Annotated in this window: 12 protein-coding genes, 2 tRNA genes and 1 pseudogene; 12 read left to right on the plus strand and 3 right to left on the minus strand. The window is 65.2% G+C overall.

The genetic code is table 11. From position 1 onward, the window contains the following. From dnaA to Q0A15_RS10630, 11 genes are all read left to right on the plus strand, one after another. The coding region (gene dnaA / locus Q0A15_RS10580) for a chromosomal replication initiator protein DnaA (RefSeq protein WP_291279495.1) at positions 1-1,071 on the plus strand (1,071 nt) is incomplete at its 5' end. Positions 1,072-1,786: 715 nt separating this feature from the next. Further along, positions 1,787-2,911 (plus strand): DNA polymerase III subunit beta, encoded by a 1,125-nt coding sequence (dnaN, locus tag Q0A15_RS10585; RefSeq protein WP_291279496.1) that lies wholly within the window; start codon positions 1,787-1,789, stop codon positions 2,909-2,911. 96 nt (positions 2,912-3,007) lie between these two features. Next, on the plus strand, positions 3,008-4,408 hold the full coding sequence (recF, locus tag Q0A15_RS10590) for a DNA replication/repair protein RecF (RefSeq protein ID WP_367273386.1): 1,401 nt from the start codon (positions 3,008-3,010) through the stop codon (positions 4,406-4,408). Further along, entirely contained in the window at positions 4,401-5,024 is a 624-nt protein-coding gene (locus Q0A15_RS10595; RefSeq protein ID WP_291279497.1) for a DUF721 domain-containing protein, read from the plus strand. Before recF ends, Q0A15_RS10595 begins: the two co-directional genes overlap by 8 nt. A 417-nt stretch (positions 5,025-5,441) precedes the next feature. Next, complete coding sequence (gene gyrB, locus Q0A15_RS10600; protein ID WP_291279505.1) at positions 5,442-7,451, plus strand: DNA topoisomerase (ATP-hydrolyzing) subunit B; 2,010 nt, start codon at positions 5,442-5,444, stop codon at positions 7,449-7,451. A 151-nt stretch (positions 7,452-7,602) separates the two neighbouring features. Further along, positions 7,603-10,248 carry a DNA gyrase subunit A gene (gene gyrA, locus Q0A15_RS10605; RefSeq protein WP_291279498.1) on the plus strand — a complete coding sequence of 882 codons (2,646 nt, stop codon included), beginning with the start codon at positions 7,603-7,605 and terminating at the stop codon, positions 10,246-10,248. After that, complete coding sequence (locus Q0A15_RS10610; RefSeq protein WP_291279499.1) at positions 10,245-10,865, plus strand: DUF3566 domain-containing protein; 621 nt, start codon at positions 10,245-10,247, stop codon at positions 10,863-10,865. Before gyrA ends, Q0A15_RS10610 begins: the two co-directional genes overlap by 4 nt. Before the next feature lie 151 nt (positions 10,866-11,016). Continuing rightward, positions 11,017-11,090, plus strand: a tRNA-Ile gene (locus tag Q0A15_RS10615). A gap of 49 nt (positions 11,091-11,139) precedes the next feature. Continuing rightward, on the plus strand, positions 11,140-11,259 hold the full coding sequence (locus tag Q0A15_RS10620) for a DLW-39 family protein (RefSeq protein ID WP_291279500.1): 120 nt from the start codon (positions 11,140-11,142) through the stop codon (positions 11,257-11,259). Positions 11,260-11,326: 67 nt separating this feature from the next. Further along, a tRNA-Ala gene (locus Q0A15_RS10625) sits at positions 11,327-11,402 on the plus strand. Between the two features lie 22 nt (positions 11,403-11,424). Then, positions 11,425-11,817, plus strand: a complete 393-nt coding sequence (locus Q0A15_RS10630; RefSeq protein ID WP_291279501.1) for a CbiX/SirB N-terminal domain-containing protein — start codon at positions 11,425-11,427, stop codon at positions 11,815-11,817. A 291-nt stretch (positions 11,818-12,108) separates the two neighbouring features. Here Q0A15_RS10630 and Q0A15_RS10635 read toward each other — a convergent pair. The 3 genes and pseudogenes from Q0A15_RS10635 to Q0A15_RS10645 form a co-directional block, all read right to left on the minus strand. After that, positions 12,109-12,504, minus strand: a pseudogene (locus Q0A15_RS10635) (formate/nitrite transporter family protein); the annotation flags it as partial. A gap of 97 nt (positions 12,505-12,601) precedes the next feature. Beyond that, the gene (locus Q0A15_RS10640; protein ID WP_291279502.1) at positions 12,602-13,981 is read right to left on the minus strand and encodes an acyltransferase; all 1,380 of its coding nucleotides are present in this window, start codon (positions 13,979-13,981) and stop codon (positions 12,602-12,604) included. 112 nt (positions 13,982-14,093) lie between these two features. Then, the gene (locus tag Q0A15_RS10645; protein ID WP_291279503.1) at positions 14,094-14,837 is read right to left on the minus strand and encodes a response regulator transcription factor; all 744 of its coding nucleotides are present in this window, start codon (positions 14,835-14,837) and stop codon (positions 14,094-14,096) included. 140 nt (positions 14,838-14,977) lie between these two features. Between Q0A15_RS10645 and Q0A15_RS10650 the strand changes: the two genes are divergently transcribed. After that, entirely contained in the window at positions 14,978-15,928 is a 951-nt protein-coding gene (locus tag Q0A15_RS10650) for a DMT family transporter (protein ID WP_291279504.1), read from the plus strand. Positions 15,929-15,962 lie beyond the last annotated feature (34 nt).

Raw genomic sequence — 15,962 nt, forward strand, 5'->3', positions numbered from 1 at the left:
CCCGGACCCCAGCCCACTCCCCCGTCCAATTCCTCCGAGTTCGGTCGTCTGAACCCCAAGTACGTCTTCGACACCTTCGTGATCGGTTCCTCGAACCGTTTTGCCCACGCAGCTGCCGTTGCCGTGGCGGAGGGCCCTGCCCGTGCTTACAACCCGCTGTTCATCTATGGCGGTTCCGGGTTGGGGAAGACCCACCTGTTGCACGCTATCGGCCACTATGCCCGGTATCTCTTCCCGGGAATCCGTGTGCGCTATGTGAACTCGGAGGAGTTCACCAACGACTTCATCAACTCCATCCGCGATGACGAGGGAACCAGCTTCAAGCAGACCTATCGCAACGTGGACATCCTCCTGATCGACGACATCCAGTTCCTGGCGAACAAGGACGCCACTCAGGAGGAGTTCTTCCACACCTTCAACGCGCTGCACAACCACAACAAGCAGGTGGTGATCACGTCCGATCTCCCTCCCAAGCAGCTCTCCGGGTTCGAGGATCGGATGCGTTCGCGCTTCGAGTGGGGCCTCCTGACGGACATCCAGCCGCCCGAACTGGAGACTCGGATTGCGATTCTGCGTAAGAAGGCCACCGCGGAGGGGCTTTCTGCTCCGGACGACGTCCTGGAATACATCGCCTCGAGGATCTCCACCAACATCCGTGAGCTTGAAGGCGCCTTGATCCGCGTCACCGCGTATGCCTCGCTCAACCGTCAGCCCGTCACGGTGGATGTGGCCGAGAAGGTCTTGAAGGACCTGATCACGGATGAGGACACGCAGGTCATCACACCTCAGTCGATCGTGGCCAACACCGCGGAGTACTTCGAGCTGACCATCGATGAACTGAACTCGAAGTCGAGGACCAGGACCCTGGTCACGGCGCGTCAGATCGCCATGTACCTGCTGCGAGAGCTGACGGATATGTCCCTGCCCAAGATCGGCGAGATGATGGGCGGCCGTGATCACACCACGGTGATCCATGCCGACCGTAAGATTCGCGAACTCATGGCCGAACGCAGGGCCATCTTCAACCAGGTCACCGAGCTGACCAACAAGATCAAGCAGTCTCGGGACTGAGTTCCCGGGCCGCGACCCTCCCGCAGCACGGTGGTGCACAACCTGGTTACATCTCGGGGAGAACCTGTGGACCCACAGGGCTCGCTTGTGGACTCCCGTGAAACCCGGTTCCGCTGTCCACATCTGGCCACTGAGTCTTCACTGCCGTTCTGCACACCAGGTCCACACCCAGAAACCACGAAAAATCAGGCTGCCGGCCACTTATCCACAGTTTCCACAACGGTTACTAACACTCCTCCCTGTCTCATCACCATCCAAACAACATTTCACCCTTCCTCGCTCGATCCCAGCGCAAAGCCACCCCACAGCCCGCCGCTCACCCATCAAAACCACAGTCCCGCACCGAACTTGGCCAATTCACGCACCAAACCCGACACTTCTGACCACAAGCGGCACACCCTGAGAGGTACTCCCCTAGCTCAGGCCTTCCACCTACCAGCGTGGTCGCCCAAAAAACGAGCTGAGGACGGTGGAGCTGGTACTCGGTTCCAGCCCCGAGCACCGGACCTCCTGAGACTGAGTTCCATGCGCCCTGGCTACGTGTTGTCCCCAGGTTCGGTTGCCGGCCAGCAAGCTGCCGGTGTAGCCGGGTAAGCTTGCCAAGCAGTCCTTCTCCAGCTGGCTCCGGAGTTCTTCCTCGGCCGGCATGAAGGGCAACCTGGTACGGAACCGACACCATGCACGTGGCATGGTGCAAGAGAGGTGGAGAAGGAAAGTGAAGTTCAGCGTCGAGCGCGATGTCCTGACCGAAGCGGTGACCTGGACGGCCCGTTCACTGGCTCAGCGTCCTGCCTCTCCTGTCCTCTCCGGCATCCTCATCACGGCGGGCGAGACCACCGTGACCTTCGAGGCTTTCGACTACGAGACCAGTGCGCACCTGGAGATCGAGGCGGACGTCCAGGAGCCCGACCGGATTCTGGTCTCCGGCAAACTCCTTGCGGAGATCAGCCGTTCCCTCCCCCAAGCCACCGTCTCCTTCGAGACCGATGGCAACAAGGTTCAGGTCAAGGCCGGTCGTGCCCGCTTCCACCTGGCCACCATGCCGGTGGACGAGTACCCCCGCCTCCCCCAGCAGCCGGAACCCATCGGTGTGATCGACGGTTCCGATTTCGCCAAGGCCGTGGCCCAGGTGAACGTGGCAGCGTCCAAGGACGACACCTTGCCGATCCTGACCGGGATCAAGCTGGAGTTCGACGGCGAGCAACTCACGCTCCTGGCGACCGACCGGTATCGACTGGCCATGCGTGAGACCACGTGGCGTCCGGTTTCTCCGGAGATCTCGACCTCGGCGCTGGTCAAGGGCCGCACGCTGTTGGAGGTCGCCAAGACTCTTGGCGGTGCCGGTGACCTGACCATCTCCCTGTCGGAGAAGGGCGATCTCATGGGCTTCTCCTCCGGTACTCGTCGCACCACGACTCTGCTGGTGGACGGCGACTACCCCAAGATCCGTTCGCTGTTCCCCGACTCCACGCCGATCCATGCCTCGGTCGCGACGCAGTCCCTCAGCGAGGCCGCACGTCGTGTGTCCGTGGTCGCTGAACGCAACACTCCCATCCGCCTGGCCTTCACTGACGGCCAGGTCTCCCTTGATGCCGGCACCGGCGAGGACGCCCAGGCCGAGGAATTGATCGAGACCTCGTTGGACGGCGAGCCCATCACGGTGGCGTTCAACCCTGCCTACCTCTCCGAAGGTCTGGGAGCATTCGACGCCGAGTTCGTGCGTTTCTCCTTCACCTCCGCGCCGAAGCCGGCCATGCTCACCGCCCAGCACGAGGAATCCGGCGAGGACGACACGTCCTTCCGATACCTGGTCATGCCGGTGCGTCTGCCCAGCGCCTGATCCGTTCGAGTCCGTTCAAGGCGGAAGAAGCCGGGCTCAGAGGTCCGTACACCGGGAGGAACCGGCTCACGGCAGAGGCAGCTGGAGGAGACAAACGTGATCGTCACCCATGTGACCTTGCAGGACTTCCGTAGCTACTCCCGTGCCGAGCTGGACCTCACCGAAGGAGTCACGGTCCTGGTGGGCCAGAACGGCGTGGGGAAGACCAACGTTGTCGAAGCCCTCGCCTACCTCTCCACACAGGACTCCCACCGTGTTGCGCACGATGCCCCACTGATCCGTTTCGGGGCGGAGCATGCCTGGATCGGCGCCCGAGTTGTCCGCGGAACGCAGAAAACCGATGTGGAGCTGGAGCTGATTCCCGGCCGCGCCAATCGAGCCAGGATCAATCGCTCCAGTCCGCACCGCGCACGTGAGGCGCTGGGCATTCTGCGCTCTGTGCTCTTCAGCCCTGAGGACCTGGAACTGGTCAACGGCGACCCAGGTGCTAGGCGCCGTTTCATCGACGATCTTGTGGTTCAGCTGCGTCCGGACCAGGCCGCCGTGCGCTCCGAGTACGAGCGCGTGCTCAAGCAGCGCAACGCCCTGCTGAAGTCCGTGCGGGCCGGCGGCGGGCGTTTCACCGATGCGCATGCCACGACGCTCGACGTGTGGGACGAACATCTGGCCGTCCACGGCGCCAGGATGCTGCGCAATCGGGTGCATGTTCTGGGCCTGCTCGCACCGCACCTGGAGTCCGCGTACGCGTCGCTCACCGATGGTTCCAAGACCGCAACGGCCCGGTATTCGTCCACGGTGACCGGGGCCAACGGCGTCTTGCCCCCTATGGCCGACGCCGTGGGGCAGGGCCCGCACGCTGCCCCTGAGCTGATCGGCGCCTCAGACGAGGCCCTCAAGGGCCTCTTGTTGCGGGCGCTTGCGCAGGCTCGCCAGCGGGAAACGGAACGCGGTTTGACTCTGGTGGGTCCGCATCGCGACGAGGTGGTCCTGGGGCTGGGGTCCGCTCCTGCCAAGGGCTTCGCGTCTCACGGGGAGAGCTGGTCCATGGCGTTGGCCCTCCGGCTGGCCTCGTATGTGGTGCTCACCGAGGATGATCCGAGCCCGGCCTCACGTCCGGTGCTGATGCTGGATGATGTCTTCGCCGAACTCGATGCCAAACGCAGGGCCGCGTTGGTCTCCACCGTGAATGATGCCCAGCAGGTCATCGTCACGGCTGCCGTGAGGGAGGACGTTCCCTCGGAGCTGGAGGCCACCTTGGTGCCGGTGGGCCCCGGGTGGCTCGGGGAGGAACCCACTGTCGGGGACGCAGGATCGTCAGCACAGGCAGAGGCACCCGCTCAGATCGAGGTCGTTGATCAGGACCAGGTTGACGAGCGGCCCCGAATGGGTGATCACGCGGAACCAGTGGAGCCGCCTGCATCGAGTGCACAAGACCGGCAGATCGAGCGGGACCGCGAGGAAGACTCGCGTGTGGGTGGTGACGGCGACGATGCCTGACACTCGCCCTGGGGGCGCTGACTATCCGCTGGCCCCGGAGGAGTCGAACGAGCGCCCGGCTGACCTTCCGGGAGATGTGAGCCTGGAAGACACCGACGCGCCCAGCGTCACTCTTGCCCGGGCTCGATTGGTGGCCGAGCAGCAGGGTGAGGTGCGAAGGGGTGCTGCGCAGGTGGCCCGGGCCAGGCAGCGGGACAAGGCCCGACGCAAGGCCGGCTCCGCCGCGGGCGGCAACCTGAGTGGCCCTGGAGAGGACCCTCGGGACCCGGTGGGGCTCGGCCGCGCGCTGAATTCCCTGATCCGTTCGCGAGGGTGGAGCGATCCGGTGGCCGTAGGTTCGGTGTTGACTCGGTGGGACGAGATCGTCGGTGCATCGGTTGCGACGCACTCCAAGCCGGAATCCTTCGAGAACGCGACGGTCACGGTTCGTTGCGATTCCACCTCGTGGGCCACACAATTGCGGCTCATGCAGCATGACCTACTCAAGCGTTTCGATGCCGCTGTGGGCCATGGCGTGGTCACCACCATTCGGGTGCTTGGCCCCAACGCGCCCAGCTGGCGTCGCGGACCGCGTAGCGCCCCGGGCGGGCGTGGACCACGTGACACTTACGGGTGAGGGCTGCCCTGGTTCGATCTCGAGTTCGATCTCGATCGGCGACTCGAACACTAGATGGGCGCAGACGCCGCCTGGACAGATCGAGATGCGCTTGGGTGTCACCTCACACGAGCGGGTGTCGAATCGATGTGAGGTACCTTCAAGGGCCGTTGAGCGTCATCGCTCTGCGAGAGATCGCCACGGCTGAGGACCAGAAGCGGTAGAATAAGGGTGATTCGACTCGGCGACCTCCTCGGCCGTCGACCTTTCTACGAAGCGTGCAAGGAGTCCGGAGTCCCCGTGACCGATCACAACGACGAAACCCGCCAGGACGACATCACCGACGGCGCAGCGTCAGCCGCCCCCGAGGATGCTCCACCAGCAGATTCCCAGACCCCGGCAGACCACGAGGTCCATGCCCACGCCGGTACGGGAGGTGTGGGGAACGGCAAGGTCACGCAGGAATACGGTGCGGACTCCATCACCGTGCTCAAGGGTCTCGAGGCCGTGCGCAAGCGCCCCGGTATGTACATCGGCTCCACGGGCCCCCGCGGACTGCACCACCTGGTCTACGAGGTCGTGGACAACTCGGTGGACGAGGCCTTGGCCGGCTACTGCGACACCATCCGCGTGACCCTTCAGGACGACGGCGGGGTGCGGGTCGAGGACAACGGCCGCGGTATCCCCGTGGAGATGCACCCGGTGGAGGGCAAGCCCACCGTCGAGGTCGTCATGACCATCTTGCACGCAGGAGGCAAGTTCGGTGGCGGCGGCTATGCGGTCTCCGGTGGTCTGCACGGCGTGGGTATCTCCGTGGTCAACGCCTTGTCCTCCCGCGTGGTGACGCAGGTGCGCAAGGACGGCTACGAGTGGAACATCGAGTTCGGGGACGGCGGTCAGGTCGTCAAGGAACTCACCCGCGGTGAGCCCACCGACCTGACGGGGACCACGCAGACCTTCTACGCCGACGCCACCATCTTCGACACGGTGGACTACGACTTCGAGACGCTGCGTGCCCGCTTCCAGCAGATGGCCTTCCTGAACAAGGGCCTGCGGATCGTCCTCACCGACGAACGCGAGCTCGAGGAAGTCACTGACGAAGTGGTCTCCGAGGACGGCGACGGCGAGGAGAGCATCCCCCGTCACCGCAGTGTGGACTACTGCTACGAAGAGGGATTGCTCGACTACGTCAAGCACCTCAACGCGGCCAAGAAGGTGGAGATGGTCCACCCGGACGTCATCGCCTTCGAAGCGGAGGACACGGACAAGAAGATCTCCGTGGAGATCGCCATGCAGTGGACCAACTCCTACTCCGAGTCGGTGCACACCTACGCCAACACCATCAACACCCATGAGGGCGGCACCCACGAGGAAGGTTTCCGCGCTGCGCTGACCAGCCTCGTCAACCGCTATGCCAGGGAAGCTGGGCTCCTTAAGGAGAAGGATGACAACCTCACCGGGGATGACATCCGTGAGGGCCTCACCGCCGTCATCTCCGTCAAGCTCGGCGAACCTCAGTTCGAGGGTCAGACCAAGACCAAGCTCGGCAACTCCGTGGCCAAGGGCTTTGTGCAGGGCGTCATCACCGACGGCCTGGGTGACTGGTTGGAACGCAACCCGGCTTCCGCCAAGGACATCATTCGTAAGGCTCAGCTCTCCGCTCAGGCGCGGATCGCGGCCCGCAAGGCCCGCGATCACGCCCGCCGCAAGTCTCCGCTGGAGACCTTCGGCATGCCGGGTAAGCTCTCCGACTGCTCCTCCAAGGACCCACGTGAGTGCGAGGTCTACCTGGTGGAGGGTGACTCAGCAGGCGGTTCGGCCAAACGTGGCCGCGACCCGCACACCCAGGCCATCCTGCCCTTGCGCGGCAAGATCCTGAACGTGGAGCGGGCTCGGCTTGACCGTTCGCTCTCCAACCAGGAGATCCAGGCCATGATCACCGGCTTCGGCACGGGCATCGGCGAGGAATTCGACATCTCCAAGCTGCGCTATCACAAGATCGTGCTGATGGCGGATGCCGACGTGGACGGCCAGCACATCACCACCTTGCTGCTGACGCTGCTCTTCCGCTTCATGCGCCCCCTGATCGAACAGGGCCACGTATACCTGGCTCAGCCGCCGCTGTACCGCATCAAGTGGTCCAACGCCCCTCACGATTACGTCTTCTCAGACGAGGAACGCGATGCCGCGCTGCAGAAGGGCTATGCCAACAACCAGCGCCTGCCCAAGGACAACGGTATCCAGCGCTACAAGGGTCTGGGCGAGATGGACTACCACGAGCTGTGGGACACCACCATGGATCCCACGCACCGCACCCTGCTGCAGGTGACCATGGAGGATGCGGCCGCGGCGGACCAGGTCTTCAGCGTGCTGATGGGCGAGGACGTGGAAGCCCGTCGTGAATTCATCCAGAAGAACGCCAAGGACGTTCGCTTCCTGGACATCTGACGGGCGCCGCCGCAGGCGGCTCCGCATCCCACACAAGGGGCAGGGAGGCGCATGAGGCGGGCACTCGCCGTCGGGCACAGCACAACCGCTGTGAGCCCACCAAAGACCAACACCACTTTCGTTCCATACAAGGATTCGAGGACCAACCAGCATGACTGACGAGCAGCAGCCCCAGGACGGGGAGCAGCCGCTGTCCACCGAGACCGGCCTGCACGACAAGGTCAGCCAGGTCGACCTGCAGACCGAGATGCAGCGCTCGTATCTCGACTACGCCATGGCCGTCATCGTGGGCCGCGCGCTGCCCGACGTCCGTGACGGACTCAAGCCCGTGCACCGCCGCGTGATCTACGCGATGTACGACGGCGGCTACCGCCCCGACCGCGGCTTCAACAAGTGCGCCCGCGTGGTCGGCGACGTCATGGGTCACTACCACCCGCACGGCGACTCCGCCATCTACGACACCCTGGTCCGCCTGGTCCAGGACTGGGTCATGCGCTACCCGCTGGCCACCGGGCAGGGCAACTTCGGCTCGCCTGGTAACGACGGTGCCGCCGCACCGCGTTACACCGAGTGCAAGATGGCGCCGCTGGCCATGGAAATGGTGCGTGACATCCACGAGGACACCGTGGACTTCATGCCCAACTACGACGGCAAGAACCAGGAACCCACGGTCCTCCCGGCGCGTTTCCCCAACCTGCTGGTCAACGGCTCGGCCGGTATCGCCGTGGGTATGGCCACCAACATCCCCCCGCACAACCTGCGCGAGGTCGCCAGCGGTGTGCAGTGGGCGCTCGAACACCCGGATGCCACACGTGAGGAACTGCTTGAGGCTCTGATTCAGCGCATCCCGGGCCCCGACTTCCCCACCGGCGCACAGATCCTGGGACGTAAGGGCATCGAGGACGCCTACCGCACCGGCCGTGGGTCCATTCCCATGCGCGCAGTGGTCAATGTCGAGGAATTGCAGGGGCGTACCTGCCTGGTGGTCACCGAGCTGCCGTACCAGGCCAACCCCGACAACCTGGCCATCAAGATCGCCGACCTGGTCAAGGACGGCAAGATCCAAGGCATCGCGGACATGCGCGACGAGACCTCCGGCCGCACAGGCCAGCGCCTGGTCATCGTCCTCAAGCGAGATGCCGTGGCCAAGGTGGTGCTCAACAACCTCTACAAGCACACCGACCTGCAGCAGAACTTCTCCGCGAACATGCTGGCACTCGTGGACGGCGTGCCCCGCACACTGTCTCTGGACGGCTTCGTGCGGCACTGGGTCAACCACCAGATGGACGTCATCGTCCGCCGCACCCAGTTCCGACTGGCCAAGGCCGAGGCCCTGGCCCACATCCAGCTCGGCCTCTTGAAGGCCCTGGATGCGCTGGATGAGGTCATTGCCCTGATTCGCCGCTCCCCCACTGTGGAGGAGGCACGTGAGGGTCTGAAGTCGCTGCTGGAAATCGACGACGACCAGGCCAATGCCATCCTCGACATGCAGCTGCGCAAGCTGGCCGCCCTGGAACGCAAGAAAATCCAGGACTACTACGACCAGCTGATGATCGAGATCGCCGGCTACAAGGAGATCCTGGCGGATCCCCAGAAACAGCGCGATCTCATCAGCGACGAACTCGCCGAGATCGTGGAGCGCTTCGGCGACGACCGCCGCACCGAGATCGTGCGTGGCTTCGACGGGGACATGTCCATGGAGGACCTGATCCCCGAAGAGGACATGGTCGTCACGATCACCCGTGGCGGTTACGTCAAGCGCACCCGCAGCGACAACTACCGCGCCCAGAACCGTGGCGGCAAGGGCATCCGAGGTGCCCAGCTACGTGGGGACGACGTCGTTGAGCAGTTCTTCGTGACCACCACCCACCACTGGCTGGCGTTCTTCACCAACCTGGGTCGCGTCTACCGCGTGAAGTGCTACGAACTGTTGGAGGCCGGGCGCGATGCCAAGGGCCAGCACGTGGCCAACCTTCTGGCGTTCCAGCCGGACGAGCACATCCAACAGGTACTCGCGCTGCGCGACTACGAACATGCCCCGTATCTGGTGTTGGCCACGCGCAACGGTCTGGTGAAGAAGACCCGACTCTCCGAGTACGACACGAACCGTTCGGCCGGCGTCATCGCCATCAACCTCCGTGATGGGGACGAGTTGGTCTCGGCACGATTGGTCTCCGACACGGATGACGTCATGTTGGTCTCCCGCCTTGGCCAGTCCGTGCGCTTCACGGCTACGGACGAGGTGCTGCGGCCCATGGGTCGCGCCACCTCTGGCGTCACAGGCATGAAGTTCCGTGACGGCGACAGCCTGCTCAGCGCTGATGTGGTCACCGACGACTCCTACGTCTTCACGGTCACCGACGAGGGCTACGCCAAGCGCACCGAGGTGTCCGAATACCGCAGGCAGGGACGTGGTGGTCTCGGCATCAAGGTCGCCAAGCTTCCCGAGGATCGCGGCGAATTGGTTGGGGCAGTCGTGGTCCAGGAGGGCGATGAGGTGCTGGTGGTGATGGCCTCCGGAAAGGTGGTTCGCACTGCGGTCTCTCAGGTTCCCGCCAAGGGGCGCGACACCATGGGTGTCATCTTCGCCAAGCCCGGCAAGAAGGACCACATCGTGGGCGTCGCCAAGAACACCGAGGCGGAACTCGAGGAAGTGGACGAGGAAGCCGGAGCAGTGGCTGCGGCCCCCGAAGCGACGGAACCTGAAGCTACGACCGGTACAGTAGCCACGGAACCGGAGCACAACGCTGAGTCCGAGGACAGCAGCGAGTCGAGCAACAACGGAGGCAATGAGTGAGTACGCCTAACGGGTCCGGCGCGTCCGGTCGCAAACCTCAGGCCAAGCCGGCCGGCGCGCCGCGGTCCAACCAGCAGCGTCCTGGGCAGCAGCGTCCGGCCGGGCAACCCGGTGCACAGCGTCCCGCAGGCGCCCAGCGCCCTGCCGGGGCACAGACCAAGACCGCGGCGCAGGCCAAGACCGGCGCCCGTCCGACGGGTAAACCCACTCGCGGCGTCCAGCCGGGGCTGGTGCGCCCGGCACCCAAGGCGAAGGTCCGTAAGGCCCGCCTGTTGGTGTCGAAGGTGGATGTCTGGTCGGTCCTGAAGCTGGCCTTCCTGCTCTCTGTGGCCCTTGGCGTCATCACCGTGGTGGTCGGCGTGCTGCTGTGGACCGTCTTCGACGTCTCCGGCGTGTTCAACCGCATCAACGAGCTCGTCGCCAACGTCCTGCCCAACCAGCAATCGCCCTTCGACGTGAAGGACTACGTTTCCATGGGGCAGGTGACCTCGCTCGCGGTGATTGTGGCCGTGGTGAACGTGGTTCTTCTCTCCGCGCTCGCCATGGTGACGGCCTTCATCTACAACCTGGCCGCGAGCATGGTGGGTGGCGTCTCGCTGACCCTCACCGACGACTGATTCTCGCTCCCACGCTCCGCGAAGGAGTTGTGTGGAACCCACGATGATGCCTGGCACTTGAATGTGCCAGGCATCACGTGTTTCGGGGCTGTCCCCGATTTGGTGAAGGACGTATCTACCGGTAAAGTAATTTGAGTCCCGCGAGGGATGAGGGCGTATAGCTCAGGCGGTTAGAGCGCTTCGCTGATAACGAAGAGGTCCCAAGTTCAAGTCTTGGTACGCCCACGGATCCCTCCTCCCTCAACTGTGTTGACTGGGTCGAGAGGTGAACCGGATGAAGAAGTTGGTCGTGATGGCCACCGTGGTGATCTCCGCAGTGTTCGGGGCTCGCTGGTGGAAGCAACGCTCGGCGGACAAGGCATCCTGGTCCACCGCAACGGATCCGCTGGACTGATTCGAGTACCGCTGCAAGACTCGCAAGGTCTGCGGTAGGATCAAGACTCCCTCTCGGGAATCGTCTTGGGGGTATGGCGCAATTGGTAGCGCACCTGCTTTGCAAGCAGGGGGTTAGGGGTTCGAGTCCCCTTACCTCCACCAAGGTACTAAGGCTCCGGCCCGGTTGAGAAACCGGACCGGAGCCTTCGTCGTTTCCCGATGTCGCGGTCCTCGGCTGGGAGGAGCAGGCGGCGACGCGACGGCTGCCCTTGGCCTTCGAATCCCGGAGGCGGCACGCAGCGTGGAACAGGTCCGTGACGCCGCGGCTTCCAGGATCGCGTGCACCGTCGAGGTGGGTTATGCCTATGGTGCCCGGCCAAGGGTCAATGAGGCCGTGGCGCGGGCCAGGAACTCCGGAGCCGCACGGGTCATCGTGGCCCAGTACGTCTTGGCCCCCGGCCACTTCTCCTCGCTCGTGGCCAACGCGGGAGGCGACGTCACCACCGACCGATGGGAACCGATCCGCGCCTGGTCTCCATCGTGGCCGAGCGCTATCGGCAGGGGTGCGCTCAGCTGAGAGCGCGGCAGACAGACCGGGTCGGCTGAGAACAGCGCGCGGACCGCGCGGGCGCTGACTGTCCGGGCGCTGATTGCACGGACGAGGGGCGCTCACCCGGTGCGGGTGAGCGCCCCTCGTGGCGTCAGACGATCACTGCCGCACTGGCTGGTGTTGCGCGGCTTGGTGTTGTGTGGCGTGGTGTTGCACGGCCGGGGCCAGGTTCGCCTGATCGGACGAGGCCAGCTTCGCTACCTTGGCCGGGCTGGCAGCGAAGCGCTTGCCGCAGGCCGTGAGCAGCGGAACCCGCTTGGGTGCGGTACGGCCGTGCGTGGCATAGATGGCCAGCCCCACGAAGAACGCTCCGGGGAAGTTGCCCAGGAAGACGAGACCCCAGTTGCGCATGACGGCGCCGAAGTTCACCCCGGGGCGTTTGGCGATCCAGGCCAAAGGGACCAGCGTGAAGACCCCGGTGAGGAGGTCGTATCCGAGCAAGTAGAGCAGCACGAATCCCACGGGGAAGAGCATGGCTCCCACGAGTGCGTTGCCGGTCTGCGTGGAGACGGTGACGGCGAAGGCCGCCGCCATGGTCAGAAGCGCGCCTCCCATGAAGGAGCGGATGAGTGTGTCTCGGGTGGACATGAGCGCCTTGGACTCTCCCGCGGCGATCATGTTCTGGGCCAGTTCAGCCGGTTGGACATAGGACATGGTGTTCTCCTGGTGGGCTGGGAGTTGACCTTGTCCACAGTGCCGGGCGCGGATTACCGCTCAGTGCGTCCTGGGTTACCTTCACGGACCAATCCGCTCACACCTGCCCCGCGCCGGATGTGAGACGGCTTCCTTGAGTCGCTCGGCGCTGGTGGCTGAGCAGCACCGAGAACCAGATCAGGGCTACACCGACGCCGACTCCCACCCATGAGGCCGCGCCGAGCAACAGCACCGTTGCGGTACCGACGATGGCAGCCGAGGCGGAAAGCGTGGCGGTGAGGACGGGCCGGTTCATACCGGGACGCCTCCCCCGGACCGACTGCACGGCTGACCGCGCGGCCCCGACCGAGAGCAGAAGGCCCTGGATCCGGCGTGCCGCCGCCGCGGCTGCGGCAGTGCAGCCGAACACCGCAACCATCCACGGGATCCGGGTGAACCACCACGACAGGGATTCTGGCCGCGGGAGTCCGGCATTCAGCCCTCCGAGCACCGCGACCAGGACCAGCGCCACCGGCAGATGCCACAGGTACACCCCCATGGACCAGCCACTCAGCGCGGAGGTGATCTTCCGGGCCCGGGGCGAGTCCAACGCGGCGTTCATCCGTGGTCGTACGGCCACCAGCAAGAAGAACTGAGCCAGGCCGAGGAACACCAGGGCCAGGGTCGGTGGGTTCAGATTGACCAACATGTTGGGCGAGTATCCGAGCGCCATGAGCGTGCCGAGCAACCCGAGGCTGCCCGCTGCGGCGCCGATCAGGCGCCGACGCGACCAAGCCTGCAACGCGCCGTCGTGCACAAGGAAGCCGAGCTGCTGCATGAGGGGCCAGACCAGGGCGAGGTTGAGGAAACCGACGGCGGGCGAGGTGACGCGGGCCAGGAGATCCACGATGACCACACCTGCGCCGAGCCAGGCCAGAACGGAAACCCCGTGCCGACGATGCAGACGCTCCATGACGGGAACGAGTGCGGTGCAACCGACGTAGACCGCCAGGAACCACAGCGGCTGCACCGCATGCAGGCCGGCGCTGGCCAGGAGGTCGCTGGAAGCCCCGCAGATGCGGGCGGTCAGCAACCCCGCCCCGATGAAGGTGACCATGACGGCCGTGGGCAGGGCCAGACGCCTGACCCGACCGAGCACATACTCGGAGGCGGTGGTTCCGGATGCCTCGAGGCGGCGCCACTGGGTCAGTGAGGCGAAGCCGCCCGCCATGAAGAACAGCGGCATCACCTGGAAGAACCAGGAGGCCACGGTGAAGCCCCAGCTTCCGTTGAGGGCAACGGAGGTGACGAGGCCGCCGTCATCGCTCCGGGTCACGCCGACCATGAGGCTGTGCAACACCACCACGATCAGAAGACAGCCGGCCCTGAGCGCATCGATGCCCGCGTCGCGGGACGGTTTGGCCGGTGTGGCGCCGACGGTGGCCGGAGGCACCGGTGTGGGGCGTCGATACGGGTAGAGCGGGGTGACCAGAGGCATTGCTGAGAACCTGTCGATGGAGCGGAACTGACGAACTCCAATGACGTTAAGGACAGGTTCTGGACCGCCACATCACCCATGAGAGTGAAGGTTCAGCCACCCTCCGGAGGGATCACTCCCCCACGCTCACCAGCCCCGATTCGTAGGCCTCCACCACCACCTGGGTCCTGTCCCGCAGGCCCAGCTTGTTCAGGATCCGTGAAACGTGCGTCTTCACGGTCTGTTCGGACAGGAACAAGCGGGAGGCGATCTCCGCATTGGTTTCCCCGGTCGCGACCTGTCGCATGACGTCCAGTTCACGATCGGTGAGCGCATTCAGGGTGGAGGAGAGCTTCTTGGGCGCGGGGCGGGTTGCATAGTCTTCGATGAGCTTGCGGGTGATGGACGGGGACAGCAGCGCCTCGCCCGTGGCCACGACCCTGACCGCGGAGACCAGGTCCTCGGCCGTGGCATCCTTCAGCAGGAAACCGGAGGCGCCGGCGCGGAGGGCGGAGAAGACGTACTCGTCCGCATCGAACGTGGTGAGGATGATGATCCGGGGGCGGCGCTCCCCCGGCATCGCGAGGATCTCTCGCGTTGCATCCAGCCCGTTGAGTCGGGGCATACGGATGTCCATGAGCACAACGTCCGGGTCGGTGCGCTTCACCAACGCCATGGCCTCGGCCCCGTCGTCCGCACTGCCGACCACACTCACGTCCGATTGCGCATCCAGGAGGGCTCCAAAGCCCTGCCGGACCATCGCCTGGTCGTCCACGATGCACACCCGGATGGGCCGCTGGGAGGCAGACGAGTCCGAGTCCGGGTGGGCCGAGGAGTAGGGAGTTTCCGAGGACGACATGCTCTCGATGATAGTCACGACCGAGGCGCTCATCCCGGACGAACTGCCTTTCCATGGCCCGTTCCTGCGAGGTTCACCCCAGAGGGTGACGTCGACGTCCGCGAGGTTCATCCTGGGGAGGGACGACCTTCAGTGGGCATCTCCGTAGCGTCGAAGCCATGATCGTCACAGCATGTGTTCTCGCGGTGATCAGTGCTCTCGCACTGGCCGCAGGCACCCACCTCCAACACCGCGGCGTATCCGCTGCGATGGGTAAGACCTCAGCCGGCGGCACCGCGCCGTCCCTGCGTGCGTGCCTGCGTACACCCGTCTGGTTGTCCGGAACGGGGGCGGTGGTGGTCGCCACCCTCCTCAACGTTCTGGCGCTGGCCATGGCGCCGGTGGCGCTGGTGCAGCCGCTCGGCGTGCTCTCGCTCGTGGCAGCCGCCGTGATCTCCACCCGGACCTCCGGCCTGAGGGTCCGCGGTCCCCTGCTGGCCGGCATCCTGACGTGCGTGACGGGCGTGATCGTTTTCGTGAGCGGCTCCGCAACGGTGGCCCGCACGGCACCGCTGCCCGACGACGCGGCATGGGCCCTCGCAGGCCTGTTGGCCTGCGCCGCGCTCGCCGCTGGTGTGGTCCTCATGACCCGGGCCGGGCATCTGGTCAGGGTCGCCGGCTCCGGGGTGTTGTTCGGGCTCGTGGCCGTGAGCGTGCACGCAGTGGCACCGGTGCTCGGCCGGCGGTTCTTGGGACTCTCGAGCTCGGGAGCCGCTCCCGCTCCTGGGCTCACCGCCACGCTGGTGCTGGTCATCCTGCTCGCCATCGTGGCCGGGTTGGGCAGCTGGATGGTGCAGACCGCGTACGCCTCGGGGCCACCCGAGACGGTGCTGGCCGGGCTGACCGTCCTTGACCCGATGATCGCCGTGGTGGTCGGTGCCGTGGTGCTGCACGAGTACACGCTCCCGGCCCCCGGGATCACGCTCATGCTGACGGCCTCCGCAACGGCTGCGGTGCTCGGGATCCTCACCGTGGTGCGGAACCACCCCGGGGTGCAGGGGACACAACGCAACGTTCCCCTGGCCGAGCACAGAACACATGACGTCACCACCCAGATCGCGAGAGGATGAGACCAGTGACTACGACAACCACGGCCCCCACCAC

The sequence above is a fragment of the Galactobacter sp. genome, assembly GCF_022712295.1.
In the GTDB taxonomy this organism is placed as follows: Bacteria; Actinomycetota; Actinomycetes; order Actinomycetales; family Micrococcaceae; genus Galactobacter.